The organism is Xylophilus sp. (assembly GCA_009914555.1).
GTDB lineage: Bacteria > Pseudomonadota > Gammaproteobacteria > Burkholderiales > Burkholderiaceae_C > WNDY01.
On sequence record WNDY01000027.1, the window covers coordinates 41,327 to 56,744 of the forward strand.

General features: G+C 66.5%; 16 protein-coding genes. 10 read left to right on the forward strand and 6 right to left on the reverse strand.

The features are described 5' to 3' along the window. Positions 1-7 precede the first annotated feature (7 nt). Both GAK38_RS13225 and GAK38_RS13230 read right to left on the reverse strand, forming a co-directional pair. Positions 8-730, reverse strand: a complete 723-nt coding sequence (locus GAK38_RS13225; protein ID WP_325344823.1) for a TetR/AcrR family transcriptional regulator — start codon at positions 728-730, stop codon at positions 8-10. Positions 731-832: 102 nt separating this feature from the next. Next, complete coding sequence (locus tag GAK38_RS13230; protein ID WP_325344825.1) at positions 833-1,288, reverse strand: phasin family protein; 456 nt, start codon at positions 1,286-1,288, stop codon at positions 833-835. A gap of 181 nt (positions 1,289-1,469) precedes the next feature. Here GAK38_RS13230 and rfbB point away from each other — a divergent pair, with 181 nt between their 5' ends. From rfbB to GAK38_RS13275, 9 genes are read left to right on the forward strand one after another with little or no spacing between them, the layout of a single operon-like run. After that, positions 1,470-2,531 (forward strand): dTDP-glucose 4,6-dehydratase, encoded by a 1,062-nt coding sequence (rfbB, locus tag GAK38_RS13235; protein WP_325344827.1) that lies wholly within the window; start codon positions 1,470-1,472, stop codon positions 2,529-2,531. Further along, positions 2,528-3,442, forward strand: coding sequence for a dTDP-4-dehydrorhamnose reductase (rfbD, locus tag GAK38_RS13240; protein ID WP_325344829.1), 915 nt, complete (start codon positions 2,528-2,530; stop codon positions 3,440-3,442). Before rfbB ends, rfbD begins: the two co-directional genes overlap by 4 nt. After that, a complete protein-coding gene (gene rfbA / locus GAK38_RS13245) occupies positions 3,439-4,350 on the forward strand; it encodes a glucose-1-phosphate thymidylyltransferase RfbA (protein WP_325344831.1) in 912 nt (303 codons plus the stop codon). The genes rfbD and rfbA overlap by 4 nt, the downstream gene beginning before the upstream one ends. Then, positions 4,347-4,895: a dTDP-4-dehydrorhamnose 3,5-epimerase gene (rfbC, locus tag GAK38_RS13250; RefSeq protein ID WP_325344833.1), complete on the forward strand. Its 549-nt coding sequence runs from the start codon at positions 4,347-4,349 to the stop codon at positions 4,893-4,895. Before rfbA ends, rfbC begins: the two co-directional genes overlap by 4 nt. Then, the gene (locus tag GAK38_RS13255) at positions 4,892-5,713 is read left to right on the forward strand and encodes an ABC transporter permease (RefSeq protein WP_325344835.1); all 822 of its coding nucleotides are present in this window, start codon (positions 4,892-4,894) and stop codon (positions 5,711-5,713) included. Before rfbC ends, GAK38_RS13255 begins: the two co-directional genes overlap by 4 nt. After that, the gene (locus GAK38_RS13260; protein WP_325344837.1) at positions 5,703-7,058 is read left to right on the forward strand and encodes an ABC transporter ATP-binding protein; all 1,356 of its coding nucleotides are present in this window, start codon (positions 5,703-5,705) and stop codon (positions 7,056-7,058) included. The genes GAK38_RS13255 and GAK38_RS13260 overlap by 11 nt, the downstream gene beginning before the upstream one ends. Continuing rightward, entirely contained in the window at positions 7,055-8,041 is a 987-nt protein-coding gene (locus GAK38_RS13265; protein WP_325344839.1) for a class I SAM-dependent methyltransferase, read from the forward strand. The genes GAK38_RS13260 and GAK38_RS13265 overlap by 4 nt, the downstream gene beginning before the upstream one ends. A gap of 35 nt (positions 8,042-8,076) precedes the next feature. Further along, the gene (locus GAK38_RS13270; RefSeq protein ID WP_325344840.1) at positions 8,077-8,988 is read left to right on the forward strand and encodes a glycosyltransferase; all 912 of its coding nucleotides are present in this window, start codon (positions 8,077-8,079) and stop codon (positions 8,986-8,988) included. Between the two features lie 32 nt (positions 8,989-9,020). After that, positions 9,021-9,905 carry a glycosyltransferase family 2 protein gene (locus tag GAK38_RS13275; RefSeq protein WP_325344842.1) on the forward strand — a complete coding sequence of 295 codons (885 nt, stop codon included), beginning with the start codon at positions 9,021-9,023 and terminating at the stop codon, positions 9,903-9,905. Positions 9,906-9,953: 48 nt separating this feature from the next. Here the strand turns inward: GAK38_RS13275 and GAK38_RS13280 are convergent, their stop codons facing one another. The 4 genes from GAK38_RS13280 to GAK38_RS13295 all read right to left on the reverse strand — a co-directional run bounded on the left by GAK38_RS13280 (position 9,954) and on the right by GAK38_RS13295 (position 14,948). Further along, positions 9,954-11,990, reverse strand: coding sequence for a glycosyltransferase family 2 protein (locus GAK38_RS13280; RefSeq protein WP_325344844.1), 2,037 nt, complete (start codon positions 11,988-11,990; stop codon positions 9,954-9,956). Between the two features lie 189 nt (positions 11,991-12,179). Then, complete coding sequence (locus GAK38_RS13285; protein ID WP_325344846.1) at positions 12,180-13,556, reverse strand: DUF2142 domain-containing protein; 1,377 nt, start codon at positions 13,554-13,556, stop codon at positions 12,180-12,182. Beyond that, positions 13,553-13,879 carry an EamA family transporter gene (locus GAK38_RS13290; protein WP_325344848.1) on the reverse strand — a complete coding sequence of 109 codons (327 nt, stop codon included), beginning with the start codon at positions 13,877-13,879 and terminating at the stop codon, positions 13,553-13,555. The genes GAK38_RS13285 and GAK38_RS13290 overlap by 4 nt, the downstream gene beginning before the upstream one ends. A 106-nt stretch (positions 13,880-13,985) precedes the next feature. Continuing rightward, the gene (locus GAK38_RS13295; protein WP_325344850.1) at positions 13,986-14,948 is read right to left on the reverse strand and encodes a glycosyltransferase family 2 protein; all 963 of its coding nucleotides are present in this window, start codon (positions 14,946-14,948) and stop codon (positions 13,986-13,988) included. A gap of 218 nt (positions 14,949-15,166) precedes the next feature. Here GAK38_RS13295 and GAK38_RS13300 point away from each other — a divergent pair. Further along, positions 15,167-15,418, forward strand: a 252-nt coding sequence (locus GAK38_RS13300) for a transposase (protein ID WP_291781585.1), incomplete at its 3' end; no start/stop codon positions are given.

The following is a 15,418-nucleotide window of genomic DNA, read 5'->3' on the forward strand; positions in this document are numbered from 1 at the left end:
TATGCTCTCAGTGCGCAGAATACGCGCGCGGCAGAGCTATACTCCGGGGATATTCGGGGCGGTGTCCCACTCCGTCGCGGTCCGGCGACGCCAGCAGCGCCCCCAGCCGCGGCTGTTCGGCCGCGGCGAACCACGGCGCCAGCAGCGCCAGCGCCCGGAGGGCGCCGTCGTGGACGGCGGCCGGGCCGGCCTCGGGTTCGAGCGCGTGGCGCGGATCGCGCACGTAGGCCAGGCAGAGCCAGGAGGTCTGCAGCACCACCAGGTTGGCCGCCACGGCGCGGGCCGCGGCTGGATCGATGCGCAGCGCACCGGCCTGCGCCAGCGCCGCGACCAGGGCCTGCGCCGACTGGTCCTGGCGGGCCAGCAGCGCCTGGATGCCGGTTTCCAGGTAGCGGTTGCGGGCCACGAGGTCGCCGAGGTTGCGGTAGAGGAAGCGGCAGGCCCAGATCGCGCGCGCGATGCCCTGCAGGTGCGCCCAGGCGTCGTCGGCGCAGCGGACCGCGGCCGCACCGGCCAGCAGCGGCGCCAGCGCGGCTGCGTGGCGGTCGAACAGCGCGTTGATCAGTGCGTCCTTGGCCGGGTAGTGGTAATAGAGATTGCCGGGGCTGATGCGCAGTTCGGAGGCCAGCAGCGTCGTGGACACACCCGGCTCGCCGAAGCGGTTGAACAGCTCCAGCGCGGCTTCCTGGATGCGTTGCGCCGTGCGGCGCGGCGCCTTCTTGGACGACATCGGCGGTGCCACTCCACGTCCCTGGGCGGGACCATGCGGGTCACTCTAGCGGCCGCTGCGCCGCGCCGCATCGGGGATCGCCCCGAGCGCGGGCTGCGGGGATCAGTCGATGCCGGGGCGGTGGCGCGCGAGCAACTGCTCTTCCAGGGCCACGATGCGCTCCTCCAGCGCCGCCAAGTCCTGGGCTGTGGGCACGCGCAGCCGGTCGAGCGAGCGCTGGAGCCGCGCGTCGAAGAGTTCCTCGACCTTGTCCCACTGGCCGGCCGCGCGGCTGCCGAACTCGCTGGCGAAGCCGGCAAAGCGGGCCGCAGCCTCGTCGGCGCCGGCCTGGGCCTGCCCGGCGGCGTCCTGCGTGCGGCGCTGGCTTTCGAGGCCCTGGCGCACCAGCGCCTCGAACAGCTTGCCGCCTTCCTGCTGCGCCTTGGCCAGGGCACCCAGGCCGGCCAGCCAGATTTGCTGGGCCGCGTCCCCGAAGCCGCGGGGACCGCCGGCGCGGCCGGTGCGTTCGTCGTTGTGGCCGCCGGTATCGCCGCCGGCGCGGTTGTCGGCGCTGGACATGCTGTTTCCTCCTCGATCGGCGGGTCGCCGTTGCTGTCCTGCAGATTACGCGCGCAACGACCCGCAGCGGCGATACCGGCTGTAACCACGGCCGCGCCAGTCTCCTCGATCCTCCAAAACCCGGGTGTCATAATCCACTGCTACACAAACACAAACACACACACGCACCCCCGGCATACCCATGATCCTCGTAACAGGCGGCGCCGGCTTCATCGGCGCGAACTTCGTCCTGGACTGGCTGGCGCAGTCCCAGGAGCCGGCAGTCAACCTCGACAAGCTCACCTACGCCGGCAATGCCGAGAACCTGGCATCGCTCGCCGGCGACGCCCGCCACGTCTTCGTGCACGGCGACATCGGCGACACCGCCCTGGTCGAGCGCCTGCTGGCCGAGCACCGCCCGCGCGCAGTCGTCAACTTCGCCGCCGAGAGCCATGTCGACCGCTCCATCCACGGCCCCGAGGACTTCATCCAGACCAACGTGGTCGGCACGCTGCGGCTGCTCGAAGCCGTGCGCCACCACTGGAACGCGCTGCCCGCAGGCGAGAAGGCTGCCTTCCGCTTCCTGCACGTCTCCACCGACGAGGTCTACGGCACGCTCAGCTCCACCGCCCCGGCCTTCACCGAGCAGAACAAGTACGAGCCCAACAGCCCGTACTCGGCCAGCAAGGCCGCCAGCGACCACCTCGTGCGCGCCTGGCACCACACCTACGGCCTGCCGGTGCTGACCACCAACTGCTCCAACAACTACGGCCCCTACCATTTCCCCGAGAAGCTGATCCCGCTGATGATCGTCAACGCCCTCGCCGGCAAGCCGCTGCCGGTCTACGGCGACGGGCAGCAGGTGCGCGATTGGCTCTACGTGAAGGACCACACCAGCGCCATCCGCCGCGTGCTCGAAGCCGGCACGCCCGGCGAGACCTACAACGTCGGTGGATGGAACGAGAAGCCCAACATCGAGATCGTGCAGACCGTCTGCGCCCTGCTCGACGAACTGCGCCCGCGCGCCGACGGCCGCAGCTACACCACGCAGATCACCTACGTGAAGGACCGCCCGGGCCACGACCGCCGCTACGCGATCGACGCCCGCAAGATCGAGCGCGAACTCGGCTGGAAGCCCGCCGAGACCTTCGACACCGGCATCCGCAAGACCGTGCAGTGGTACCTGGCCCATCCCGAATGGGTCGCTCGCGTGCAGAGCGGCTCCTACCGCGACTGGGTCGCCAAGCAGTACGCCGCCGCATGACCGTGACGCACAAGCATCCGACCATCCTGCTGTTTGGCAAGGGCGGCCAGGTCGGCTGGGAGCTGCAGCGCAGCCTCAGCGCCCTGGGCACGCTGGTGGCGCTGGACCACGATTCCGCCGACCACCACGGCAACTTCGCCGAGCCCGAGCGCTTGGCCGAAACGGTCCAGGCCGTACGGCCCGACGTGATCGTCAATGCCGCCGCCCACACCGCGGTGGACAAGGCCGAGGGCGAGCCCGACTTCGCCCGCACGCTCAACGCGACGGCGCCCGGCGTGCTGGCGCGCGAGGCCGCGGCGCTCGGCGCGCTGCTGGTGCACTACTCCACCGACTATGTCTTCGACGGCAGCGGCGACCGTCCGTGGACCGAGGCCGACACGCCCGCGCCGCTGTCGGTCTACGGCGCCACCAAGCTCGAAGGCGAGCAGCTGGTGCAGGCCAGCGGCGCGCGGCACCTGATCTTCCGCACCAGCTGGGTCTATGCGGCGCGGGGCGGCAACTTCGCCAAAACGATGCTGCGCCTGGCCAGGGAGCGCGACAAGCTCACCGTCATCGACGACCAGGTCGGCGCGCCCACTGGCGCCGACCTGCTGGCCGACGTGACCGCGCACGCGATCCGCGCAGTCCAGTCCCATCCGAACCTGGCCGGCCTCTACCACCTGGTCGCCGGCGGCCACACCACGTGGAACGGCTATGCCCGCTTCGTCCTGGCCCAGGCGCGCGCGGCAGGCGTCGCACTCGCGGTGTCCGACGACGCAGCCGTGGAGCCCGTGCCCACCAGCGCCTTCCCCACGCCCGCGAAGCGGCCGCACAACTCGCGGCTCGACACCGCCAAGCTCCAGGCCGCCTTCGGCCTCGTGCCGCCGCCCTGGCAGCACGGCGTGGCCCGCATGCTCACGGAAATCCTATGACGACCATCCAGCCCTGCGCCACGCAGCGCAAAGGCATCATCCTGGCCGGCGGATCGGGCACGCGCCTGCACCCGGCCACGCTCGCGATCAGCAAGCAGCTGCTGCCGGTCTACGACAAGCCGATGATCTACTACCCGCTGTGCACGCTCATGCTGGCCGGCATCCGCGACGTCCTCATCATCAGCACGCCGCAGGATACGCCGCGCTTCCAGCAACTGCTGGGCGACGGCAGCCAGTGGGGCCTGAACCTGCAGTACGCCGTGCAGCCCCGCCCCGACGGGCTGGCCCAGGCCTTCCTGATCGGCGAGCAGTTCCTCGCCGGCGCGCCGAGCGCGCTCGTGCTCGGCGACAACATCTTCTACGGCCATGACCTCCAGCACATGCTCCAGGCCGCCGACCGCCAGAGCAGCGGTGCGACTGTGTTCGCTTACCACGTGCACGACCCCGAGCGCTACGGCGTAGTGGCCTGCGATGCCAACGGCCGCGCCAGCAGCATCGAGGAGAAGCCCAGGGATCCGAAGAGCAGCTACGCCGTTACCGGCCTGTATTTCTACGACCACCAGGTTGTGGGAATCGCCAGGGCCGTCAAGCCGAGCGCGCGCGGCGAGCTGGAGATCACCGCGGTCAACCAGGCGTATCTCGACCAGGGCGGCCTCAACGTGCAGATCCTCAAGCGCGGCTATGCCTGGCTCGACACCGGCACGCACGAGAGCCTGCTCGAAGCCGGCCAGTTCATCGCGACGCTGGAGCACCGCCAGGGCCTGAAGATCGCCTGCCCCGAGGAGATCGCTTGGCGCGGCGGCTTCATTACCGACGCCCAGCTCGAAACGCTGGCCGCGCCGCTGGCCAAGAGCGGCTACGGCAAGTACCTCACGCGACTGCTGACCGACGGAATCCCCCACCCATGAAGATCGTTCCCACCGCGATCCCCGAAGTCGTCATCGTCGAGCCCAAGGTCTTCGGCGACGCTCGCGGCTTCTTCTTCGAGAGCTTCAACCAGAAGGCGTTCGACGAGGCCACCGGCACGTCCTACCAGTTCGTGCAGGACAACCACAGCCGCTCCGCGCGTGGCGTGCTGCGCGGCCTGCACTACCAGATCCAGCAGCCGCAGGGCAAGCTCGTGCGCGTGGCCCGCGGCGCGGTGTTCGACGTGGCCGTCGACATCCGCAGGAGTTCGCCGACGTTCGGCCGATGGGTCGGCGTGGAGCTCAGCGAGGACAACCAGCGCCAGCTCTGGGTACCGCCGGGGTTCGCGCATGGTTTTCTCGTGCTCTCGGACAGTGCGGATTTCCTCTACAAGACGACCGATTACTATGCGCCGCAGTTCGAGCGCAGCATTGCCTGGAACGACCCGACGCTCGCGGTCCGCTGGCCCGACGCGGGCGTGCCTCCGGTGCTCTCGGGCAAGGACCAGCTGGGCCAGGCACTCGGCGAGGCCGACGTGTTCGCATGACCCAGCGCTTCCTGGGAGGGCCTGCAGCCATCGCGGGCAGCCTGTGGCGCAACCGTGCCCTGCTGCGGGCGTCCATCCGGCGGGAGATTCTCGGCCGCTACCGCGGCTCGGTGCTGGGGCTGCTGTGGTCGTTCTTCAACCCGCTGCTGATGCTCAGCGTCTACACCTTCGTCTTCAGCACGGTGTTCAAGGCGCGCTGGAGCGCAGGCAGCGATTCGCGCACCGAATTCGCATTGGTGCTCTTTGCCGGGCTGATCGTCTTCAACGTGTTTTCGGAATGCGTGGCCCGAGCCCCCACCCTGGTCATCGGAAATGCCAACTATGTGAAGAAGGTGGTGTTCCCGATCGAGATCCTTCCATGGGTCAACATGGGCGCGGCGCTGTTCCACATGCTCATCAGCGTGGTGGTCTGGCTGCTGGCCTACGCCGTCCTGATCGGGCCGCCGCATCTCACCGTTTTCTGGTTCCCGCTCGTGCTGCTGCCGCTGGTGCTGTTCGTGATGGGCGTGAGCTGGTTTTTGGCTTCGCTCGGCGTGTACCTGCGCGACGTGGGACAGTTCATCGGCCTGCTCATCACCGTGCTCACCTTTTTGTCGCCCATCTTCTACCCGGTCAGCGCGCTGCCTCAGGAGTTCCGCGACGTGATCTACCTGAGCCCGCTGACGCCGATCATCGAGCAGGCGCGGGACGTGCTGTACTGGGGGCGGCTGCCTGATGCCTGGCTGTATGTCAGAACGCTCGCGCTGTCGATCGTCTGCGCGCTGGCCGGCTTCTTCTGGTTCCAGCGGACGCGCAAGGGGTTTGCTGATGTCCTCTGATACCAGCGTCGCGGTGCGCGGTCTCAGGAAACGCTACGAGATCTACGAGACCCCGCGACACCGCCTGCAGCAGTTCGTCTTTCCGAGGATACAGCGCCTGTTGGGCCTGCCGGTGCGTCACTATTTCACGGAATTCTGGGCATTGCAGGACGTCAGCTTCAGCGTACAGCGTGGCGAGACGGTGGCTATCATCGGCCGCAACGGCAGCGGCAAGTCGACCCTGCTGCAAACGATCTGCGGCACCTTGCATGCCACGGAAGGAGAGGTCGAGACGCGCGGGCGCATCGCAGCGCTGCTGGAGCTGGGATCGGGCTTCAACCCCGAGTTCACCGGACGCGAGAACATCCTCATGAATGCGGCGATCCTGGGGCTTGCGACCCAGGAGGTCGAGGCCCGCTTCGATGCCATCGCCGCGTTCGCCGACATTGGCGACTTCCTGGACCAGCCGGTCAAGACCTATTCCAGCGGCATGTACGTGCGCCTGGCCTTCGCCGTCATCGCGCACGTGGATGCTGACATCCTCATCATCGACGAGGCCCTGGCGGTCGGCGACGCGGTCTTTACGCAGAAGTGCATGCGGTTCCTGCGCGAGTTCAAGAAGCGCGGCACACTGATCTTCGTCAGCCACGACATGGGCTCGGTGCTCGCGCTCTGCGAGCGCGCCGTGTGGCTGCACCAAGGTCAGGTGCGCGACATCGGGCCGTCGAAGTCCGTGGCCGAGAAGTATCTCCAGTACACGCTGCAGGAGGTCTATGGTGACAGCGCGCGGCTGGAGGAACTGGAGGCCGACACATCTGCGCCGACGGACCTGCCGGCCGCACCCGGCCCTGCTTCGGCCGCCGCTATCGATTACCACAGCCAGGTGTCCGTGCAGGACCATCTGGCCGAAGCCAACGGCTGGCGCACCGGCGGCGGCGAGATCGTCTCGGTGACCCTCTCCGATGCAGATGGGCAGGTACCCTCCGTGCTGCAGGGCGGCGAGACCGTGCGCATGACGGTGCAGGCCCGGCTGCACCAGCCCATGGCCAACCCCATCATCGGCTTCCTCGTGCGCGACCGTCTCGGGCAGGACCTGTTCGGCGAGAACACCCTGCCGGCGTCGGCTCGCAGGCCATGTTCCGCGGAAGCGGGGCAATTGCTTGCGGCCCAATTCGTATTCCGACTTCCTATGCTCCCCAACGGTACCTATTCGGTCATGACGTCACTGGCCGACGGCGATCTCTACAACAACGTCCAGCACCACTGGCTGCATGATGCGGTGCTTCTCCACGTCAACTCCAGCACGGTTCGCTGGGGCCTGGTGGGTGTGCAGTGTCGCGAAGTCTCTCTGGAGGTGGCCGAATGACCTCGCTTGTCGAATTGCACGCAGACCATATCGGCAAGGTATCCGACCGCTGGACCCGGTACGTATGTGAATACGACCGCCTCTTCGCGCCGTACCGTGACCGGCCTGTACGGCTGCTCGAGATCGGAGTGCAGAACGGCGGATCCTTGGAAATTTGGAGCCGCTACTTCGCCCAGGCGCAGATCCTCGTGGGTTCCGATATCGAGCCGGGCTGCGCTGCGCTGACCTTCGACTCGCCACGTGTGCAACTGGTGGTCGCCGACGTCAATACCGACGAGGCGCAGTCCCGCATCCTGGCGCTGTCGCCGGTGTTCGACATTGTGATCGACGACGGTTCGCACCGGTCTTCGGACATCGTGGAGTCGTTCTGCCGCTATTTCCCCCGGCTGGCCGAGGGTGGCGTTTTCGTGGCGGAGGATCTGCATTGCTCCTATTGGCAGGACTACGAGGGCGGCCTGTACGACCCGCATTCGGCCATCGCGTTCTTCAAGCGCCTGGTCGATGTGATCAACCACGAGCACTGGGGAGTGGCTCGTGAGAAGTCCGCCGTGCTGGAGGGCTTGCTGCAGGCATACGGTGTGGCGATCGATGAGGAGGTGCTGGCTTCCATCCATTCGGTGGAGTTCGTCAACTCGATCTGCGTCGTGCGCAAGACTGCGGCAGTCGACAACGTGCTCGGGCCGCGCATCGTCCGTGGCCAGCAAGAGTCCGTCGCACAGGGGCACCATGCGCTGGAAGGCTCGGCACTTGTCGCGCCGAGCCAGGAGGACAACCCTTGGTCCAATCTGCCGCAGGCACCCGAAGAAGCGTGGCTGCCGCTGCAACAGCAGCAGCGGGCGCTGGAGGCGCAGCGGGCGCAGGCCCAGGAAGCGTTGGCCCGGACGAGGGAGGAGCTTTTCCAGGCGCAGGCGGCCGTAGCAGCATTCCGTCGATCATTCGCGGGGCGGCTGCACGCTTGGTGGCAGCGCACGTTCGGACCATGAATGACCCAGTGCAGGCAGATCTTCCGCTGGTGCACGTGCTGCTCGCCGTCTACAACGGCGAACGGCATCTGCCCGCCCAGCTCGCCTCGCTGGCGGCGCAGACCGGCGTTCGCGTGCGACTGCACGTGGCCGACGACGGCTCCAGCGACGCCTCCGTCGCCATCGTGCGCGCATTCGATGCCTGGCCGGTAGTCTGGCATGCGCGCCATCCTCGCGGCGGCGCGAGCGCAAACTTTCTGAACCTCATATGCCAGGTGGCGCCAGCCATGGGACCCGACGAATGGCTGTCGCTCTGCGACCAGGACGACATCTGGCATGCGGACAAACTCGCCCGGGCCGTGGCTGCGCTGCGCGGCCTGCCGTCGGAATTGCCTGCGGCCTATGGCGCGCGCACGCTCGCGGTCGACGCCGGAGACCGGCCGCTGGGCCCGTCGTTCCTCGCGCAGCGGCCGACCGGCTTTGCGAACGCACTGGTGCAGTGTTTTATGGGCGGCAACACGCTGGTCTTCAACGCGGCAGCGGCCGCGCTGCTCGCGCGCGGCGGGTTTGCCGACAGCGGCGTCATCGCGCACGATTGGCTCGCCTACCAACTCATCACCGGCGCAGGCGGGCGCTTCGTCTATGACCCGGAACCCTGCCTGCGCTACCGTCAGCACGGCGACAACGCGGTCGGCTCCAACCGCGGCTGGCGTGCCAAGGCGTTGCGGCTGCGCAGCCTGGCCGCTGGAGATTATCGGGAGTGGAACGGCCGTAACATCGCCACGCTGCAGTCGATCCGCAGCGTCCTGACGCCGGAAAATGCCGGCCGGTTCGATGCTTTCGTGCGGGCCCGCTCGGCACGCTGGCCCTGGCAGCGCCTCGCGGCGCTGGCGCGCAGCGGCGTTTATCGCCAGCGCGCCCTGCAGACCGCGGCGCTCTGGCTGGCCTGCCTGGCGGGGAAGCTGTGATGCATCCAAGCAGCCAGGCCACGGACGTGCAGATGGTGGTAGCCATCGTCGTTACCTATGAGCCCGATCTGGAGGCGCTGCGTCGCCAGTTCGAGGCACTGGTCCCACAGGTCGCGGCCGTCGCCATCGTCGATAACGGGTCGCGCGAGGATGTGGCCGGCTGGCTTGCTCAGCAACCGTCTGCCGTGGGTGCACGGCATGCGGTGCTGCCGCTGGGCGCCAACCGCGGCATCGCCGCTGCACAGAACGCCGGCATCGCCTGGGCCCGTACGCATGGTGCGAGCCATGTGCTGCTCATGGACCAGGACAGCGTTCCGGCCCCCGGTATGGTCGCCGTGCTGCTGGCCACAGCCGCGTCGCGGCCCGACGCGGCGGCTGTCGGGCCGCGTTACCTCGACAGTCGCCAGGACAATCCGCCGCCCTTCATTCGCGTCGAAGGTCTGCGCCTGCACCGCCACGCCTGCGTGCCGGGCCGGCCCGTGGTGCCGGTCGACTACCTGATCGCCTCAGGCTGCCTGATCCCGATGGCCGTGCTCGACGCAGCCGGCACCATGCGCGAAGACCTGTTCATCGACTATGTGGACATCGAATGGGGGCTGCGCGCCAAGGCTGCCGGTCTGCAAAGCTACGGTGCCTGCGAGGCCGCGATGGCCCATACCCTCGGCGAGGCGCCGCTGCGCTTCGCGGGCCGTGCAATCCCGGTGCACTCGCCGCTGCGGCACTACTACCACGTGCGCAACGCGGTTCTGATCTACCGCGAGCCCTGGGTGCCGCTGAACTGGAAGCTCGTCGATGGCTGGCGGCTGCTGCTGAAGTTCGGCTTCTATTCGCTCATCACGCCGCCGCGGCGCCAGCATTTCAGCATAATGCTGCGCGGGTTATGGCATGGACTGCGCGGCCGGGCAGGTACCCTGTAAGAGGCGCGCCGAGGAGCGCCCAGAGATGCCGCTTCGGAGATCACGGGGTCAGCCTTGCACCGCCGGTGCATGTTCGGGCAGCCGCGGAGGCCAGGCGAGCCAAGAGGTCTCGTGTTCCAGGCAGAGGTTGGGGTTGTAGAACGGATCGTGTGCCAGCTTCCTGCCCCAGGCACGGTGCATGTAGGCCACTTCGCGGGCGAAACGTTCGGCCTTCGGGCCGCTGGTGTCGGCGCCCCGTGAAGCCGATTCGTGGTGGTAGAGCAAGGCCCAGGGCGTCCAGACATTGCGGTAGCCGGCCTCGCGCACGCGAAGGCAGAAGTCCACGTCGTTGAAGGCCACGGTCAGGTGCTCCTCGTCGAGACCACCAACTTCCTCATAGATTGCCTTGCGCACCACGAGGCAGGCGGCGGTGACTGCTGACAGCGCCTGCGTAAGCACCGCACGGCCGAAGTAACCCGGCGCGTCCCGCTCGCGCTTCCAGTGCAGATGCCCGGCTACGCCGCCGAGGCCGGTGACGACGCCGGCATGCTGCACCAGCCCGTCGGGATAAAGCAGTTTGGCGCCTACGGCGCCGACACCTTCGCGCAGCGCCAGCGACACCAGTTCGCCGAGCCAGCCGGGCTCGATCACTTCGATGTCGTTGTTGATCAGGCCTACCAATTCGCCGTTCGCTTGCCGCACGGCGGCGTTGTTGAGCGCAGAGTAATTGAACGGCCGATCATCGCGTAGTACGCGGATCTGTGGGTGCCGTGCGTACTCGGCGAACTTCGCCAGTGCCTCGGGCTCATCGGAGCCGTTATCGACGAGCAGAATCTCGAAGTTGCGGTAGGTCGTCTTGCCGAGAATGCTGTCGATGCACTGAGTGACGAACTGGGCTTGATTGCGTGTCGGAATGACCAGGCTCACAAGCGGCGGGTCCGAAGGCAGATGCGCATGGAACCGGTAATAGCCGTTGGACAGTGCCTCCACGGTACCGGCCCAGCCTTGCGAGGCCACGAAGTCGGACAGCGCCCGTTGGCCGGCGATCTGTGCGTAAGGCTTCTCGCCGGGGGCCAGGGCCGTGCTGCCGGGCAGGACGCGCCAGTGGTAGAGCACATACGGGATATGCACGATCTGCTGCGCGCCGATGCACGCTATGCACCGCAGCGCAAGGTCATAGTCTTGTGAGCCCTCATAGCCCAGGCGGAAGCCCCCGACCTGTTGCACGAGTTCGCGCCGATACACGCCGAGGTGGCTGACGAAGTTCTGCGACAAGAACAGCTCCAGGTTCCAATCGCTCTTGAAATACGGGTCGAAACGGCGGCCCTTCGCATCGAGTTTGTCCTCGTCGCTGTAGAGGATCTGTGCGTCGGGATGCGTCTGCAGCGCTTCGGCCACGCGCAGCAGCGCATCCGGAGTGAGCAAGTCGTCCTGGTCCAGCAGGGCGACGAAGTCGCCGTCGGCCAGCGCGAGCGCCGCGTTCGACGTGGCCGAGATGTGGCCGTTGACAGCGTTGCGGCCCACGCGGATACGGCTGTCGCCGGTAGCCAGCGTCTGCAGGCGAGGCCATACCTGTGGATCGGTGGAAGCATCGTCCACCAGGATGAGCTGCCAGTCCGGATAGACCTGCATGCGCACGGAGGAAACGGCCTCGTCCAGCAGGGCCAGCGGCGGGTTGTAGACGGGCACGAGGACCGAGAAGCGCGGTCGCCAGGCGAGGCCGTATGCACGGGAAGTCAGCGTCCGCAAACGTTTCACGTCAAGGCTGTCGTAGCGGGCGATCCAAGCGGTGTAATCGCGGTCGTTGCTGGCCGCGGAGCGCGTGGTGTTCGTCTTGAGGCGGATCACGCGGGCGACGCTGTACCAGCCTTCCGTGCGCCACAGGCGCCAAGCCGTGCGGGCCTTTCGGAGGTAGGTCGAGGCAGATGTACTCATGGTGAACTGGGTAAGTCGCTGAGCGAAGTGGTCGAGGACTGAGAAGGTGTGAACGAGCCCGTCATGCCCGCCGGTCTCGCCATGACACGTGCGCTCTGCGTTGCAAATACCCGCCGTGGCCTGGGCCACATCTGCGCTTTGTGTTTGATCGCCCGCGTTCTGGCGGGCCATCGGACGACGCCGGATTCGTTCACACCTTCTGAGATCGGGATGGTAAGCCCGGCTCGCCTGCCGAGCGGCACGGTGCATCTTGCGACTTCTGGCGTGCGGCGCCGCGCGTCGCGTCACTTTCCGGCTGCGGCGCGATGAGAAGTAAGGTTGGTCTCGGGACGAGGCTGCCAGTGCGTCCCGGCAGGGAAATCAATGATAGCGGGCGTTCAGCGCAGGCAGCAAGGCGGAGAGCGAGGCTGCGGCGAACAGCAGGACGAGGGGAGCGGCACGCCACCAGGGCCGCCAATTGTCATGTGTGCCGCTGAGCGCGGCCGCGGCGACAAGCAGCGGTGCAACGAAGTAGCGGCCCTGCACGCCAGCCACGTGGTCAGTCGGATGCGGCGTCCAAGTCACGAGCATCGCCAGGAATACGAGCAGAATGGAGCCGGCTGCGGTCAGCAGCAGCCAGAGTCGCTCGGGCGCATCCCTGCGCAATGTCTTCCAGGAAAGCGACGCCATGGCGCAGGCACCGAGGCCATAGGTGAGCCAGACGTACCACTCGGGCGACAGCGCAGTGTCCAGCCAGCCTAGTACGCCGATGAACGTGTCAGTATAGCTCTTCCAGACCGCAGGGTTGCTGACGGTCGCTTCGGTGATGCGCAGGAACTCCAGCGGATGGGCCGCGTAGTGCTGCAAAAGCTCTCCGGTGCCTTGGTCGCGTGGCACACGGGTGTCTACCGTCGTCTTTAGCGCATACACCGTCCATGCGGCGACCAGCAGGATCACGACCAGACCGAGGCCCGCTGCGCGCCAAGAGCGCCGCCGCCATGCAAGGAACAGCGGCAGCCCCAGCATGGGCAGAAGCTGGTTGCGGCTGGTGCACAGCAGCAGCAGTGTTGCTGCCAGTGTCCAGAGATGCCAGCGCGGCGGTGGCGCCTGTGCACGGTCCGAACCGCGCAGAAACAGCGCCACTGCCAGCACGACAAGCGCGGCGCTGATGCCGTCGATGACCGGAGACACTGCCTGGAACAGACTCATCGGTAGCAGCAGCAACGCCGCCGCGAGCGGGTTGGGTGGAAGGATCGTGCACGCCAGCGCAAGCAGGCCTATGACGGCGAGCCAGTTCATCGCCCGTGCGAGACGGTACGAATGCTGGACTGTCATTTCGAGCTGCTGACCGACGGCCAGGCCCAGGGCATGGGGCGCATAGATGAGTGGCAAGTAGTAGCCGGTGCCACCGACCGCCTGAAACGTGCGGTCCGTTTGCGGTGGACTCCAGCGCAGCGACTTGGCCCGCTGGCGGTCTTCTTCGGATAGCCGCTTGTTCTCGGGTTTGCCGATCAAGGGGAGATACAGGCGCAGGTATTCGGTGAACGCTGGCTCGAAGTATCCGCCTGAGTCCTGCCCGGCCGGGTGCTCCAGCAGAAGATGCCCCCGCGAAATCAGATAGGCCCGGCCCAAATGCGCGTTCTCGTCGGGCGACTGAAAGGCCGGTATGCGAACGGAAATGCCCCAGCAGCCCAGGAGGGCCACCACCCAAAGCAGGCGCTGGCCCGCCGCGCGCCAGCGAAGCGCTGCAACTGTCATGTCCGCGTTTTCCAGCCGACCGAGATCCATACCCCCAGCAGGATAAACATGCCGCCCACCATGTTTTGCCAGCGCAGTGGTTCCTGCAGGAGCCAGTGGCCCAGCAGCGGTACAAAGAAAAAGGCGAGGGCTACGAACGGATAGGCCAGCGCCAGCGGGATATGGCGCAGCAGTACGATCCAGAAAGCGGTCGCTACCGCATAGACCGCCAGTGCCACCCAAAGGTGTCCGTTGAACAGAATTTGCTGTACCAGAGGCGCGGCATCAACCATGTTGCGTGCAGCGAGCTTGAAGAGCACTTGGCCCACAGCGAGTGCGAGCACGGTGGAGATGGTGAGGGCGTACTGTTGGAGTGACACGGAGTCGTCAGGCTTGTGAGGAAATAAGTGGGCAGGAGTCGCTGGGGTCGTCAGCAGGCCGCAAGCCCCGCTAATCCAGGTCGTGGTGGATCGGCCGGCGCGGCTGGTTGGCCACATCGAACGCCACAAATGCCAGCAGCATCTGCAGTCCCGCCAGCGTCGGCAAGGCGGCGAGCATCACGGTTCCAGCCGACGTCGGCTTGCCCACCGCCATGCTGTGTGTCCATTGGTAGCCGCCGAACACCAGCCCGAACAGCAGCAGCAGGGCACCGAACACCAGTTCCAGCGATGCCACGGTCATGTCACGGAGGAAGTAGTCGTAGAACAGCCGCTTGCCGAGGTTGCGCGCATGCTTGCCCAGGAACTCGCCCAGGATCCGGGTGATGCGCAGGCTGCTGCGCTCGTCTCCGTAGACGGCGTCCATCGGGATGTCGACCACTACTGCCCGCACGATGTTGAGCCGAAACAGCATGTCCGTCTCGAAGAAGTAGCGTGGGCTGACTTTGTCGAAGTCGATCTGGCAGGCCACGCGCGTATGCAGTGCCGTGTAGCCGTTGGTCGGATCGAACAGGTTCCAGTAGCCGGTCGAGAGCTTGGCCATGAACGACAGCACCGCGTTGCCCAAGAGCCGGATGACCGGCATGCGGCGAATGTGCGTCAGATCATAGAAGCGGTTGCCCTTGGTGTAGTCGGCTTGGCCGGCAAGGATGGGCGCAACGAACTTCGGAATCAGCTCTGGACGCATCTGGCCGTCGCCATCGACCTTCACGACGACGGTGGCTCCTGCATCAATGGCGGCACGGTAGCCAGTCATCACCGCCCCGCCCACGCCCTGGTTGACCGCATGCGTCAGCACCGTCACCCGCGGATCGAAGCAGTGCTCGCGCACATGTGTACCGGAGCCCTCCGGGCAGGCATCGTCGACGACGAAGATGTGCGTCACCTCAGTGCCGATGCGGGCAATCACGTCGAGTACCTGCGCCTTGACTCGGTAAGAAGGAATAACGACGGCGATAACGACAACATGGGTCACAGATGGTAATTGTAACCATCAAGTTTCTTGATTTGAGAGAAATATCGGGAAGTGGTATCAGATTGGTTCTGATTGTCTGTGCGGTCCCTGGATGGAAGAAAACATGGGAGACGAACCTCGCCATTCCCGTATCGGTACTTTATCTGCCGATGTCTGATCTTGCCCCCGTTTCACGGACACCCCTATAAGCGATTAACTATCGCAATAGGAGGTGGACGATGACCAAGAGCAAGGCAGGCAGAAAGGGGCAGGAGTTCAGCCTGGAGTTCAGGCAGCAGGCACTGTTGCGAGCGGCCACAGAAGGGGTAACCACGGTGGCTCGTGATCTGGGGTTGCAGCCTGCCCAGCTGTACAGTTGGCGCGCCCAGGCGCGGCGGCACGACCAGGACGATCAGGCACAACGCTTGGAGTTGGCCGAACATGCACGGCTCAAACGTGAAGTGGCGCGGCTGGAGGAGGAGAACGCTTTC

Bases quoted from the DNA above. Each gene is read 5' to 3' on its own strand.
- GAK38_RS13225 (WP_325344823.1), bottom strand. From the start codon at position 730: ATGTCGTCCAAGAAGGCGCCGCGCCGCACGGCGCAACGCATCCAGGAA.
- GAK38_RS13230 (WP_325344825.1), bottom strand. From the start codon at position 1,288: ATGTCCAGCGCCGACAACCGCGCCGGCGGCGATACCGGCGGCCACAAC.
- rfbB (WP_325344827.1), top strand. From the start codon at position 1,470: ATGATCCTCGTAACAGGCGGCGCCGGCTTCATCGGCGCGAACTTCGTC.
- rfbD (WP_325344829.1), top strand. From the start codon at position 2,528: ATGACCGTGACGCACAAGCATCCGACCATCCTGCTGTTTGGCAAGGGC.
- rfbA (WP_325344831.1), top strand. From the start codon at position 3,439: ATGACGACCATCCAGCCCTGCGCCACGCAGCGCAAAGGCATCATCCTG.
- rfbC (WP_325344833.1), top strand. From the start codon at position 4,347: ATGAAGATCGTTCCCACCGCGATCCCCGAAGTCGTCATCGTCGAGCCC.
- GAK38_RS13255 (WP_325344835.1), top strand. From the start codon at position 4,892: ATGACCCAGCGCTTCCTGGGAGGGCCTGCAGCCATCGCGGGCAGCCTG.
- GAK38_RS13260 (WP_325344837.1), top strand. From the start codon at position 5,703: ATGTCCTCTGATACCAGCGTCGCGGTGCGCGGTCTCAGGAAACGCTAC.
- GAK38_RS13265 (WP_325344839.1), top strand. From the start codon at position 7,055: ATGACCTCGCTTGTCGAATTGCACGCAGACCATATCGGCAAGGTATCC.
- GAK38_RS13275 (WP_325344842.1), top strand. From the start codon at position 9,021: ATGGTGGTAGCCATCGTCGTTACCTATGAGCCCGATCTGGAGGCGCTG.
- GAK38_RS13280 (WP_325344844.1), bottom strand. From the start codon at position 11,990: ATGGCCCGCCAGAACGCGGGCGATCAAACACAAAGCGCAGATGTGGCC.
- GAK38_RS13285 (WP_325344846.1), bottom strand. From the start codon at position 13,556: ATGACAGTTGCAGCGCTTCGCTGGCGCGCGGCGGGCCAGCGCCTGCTT.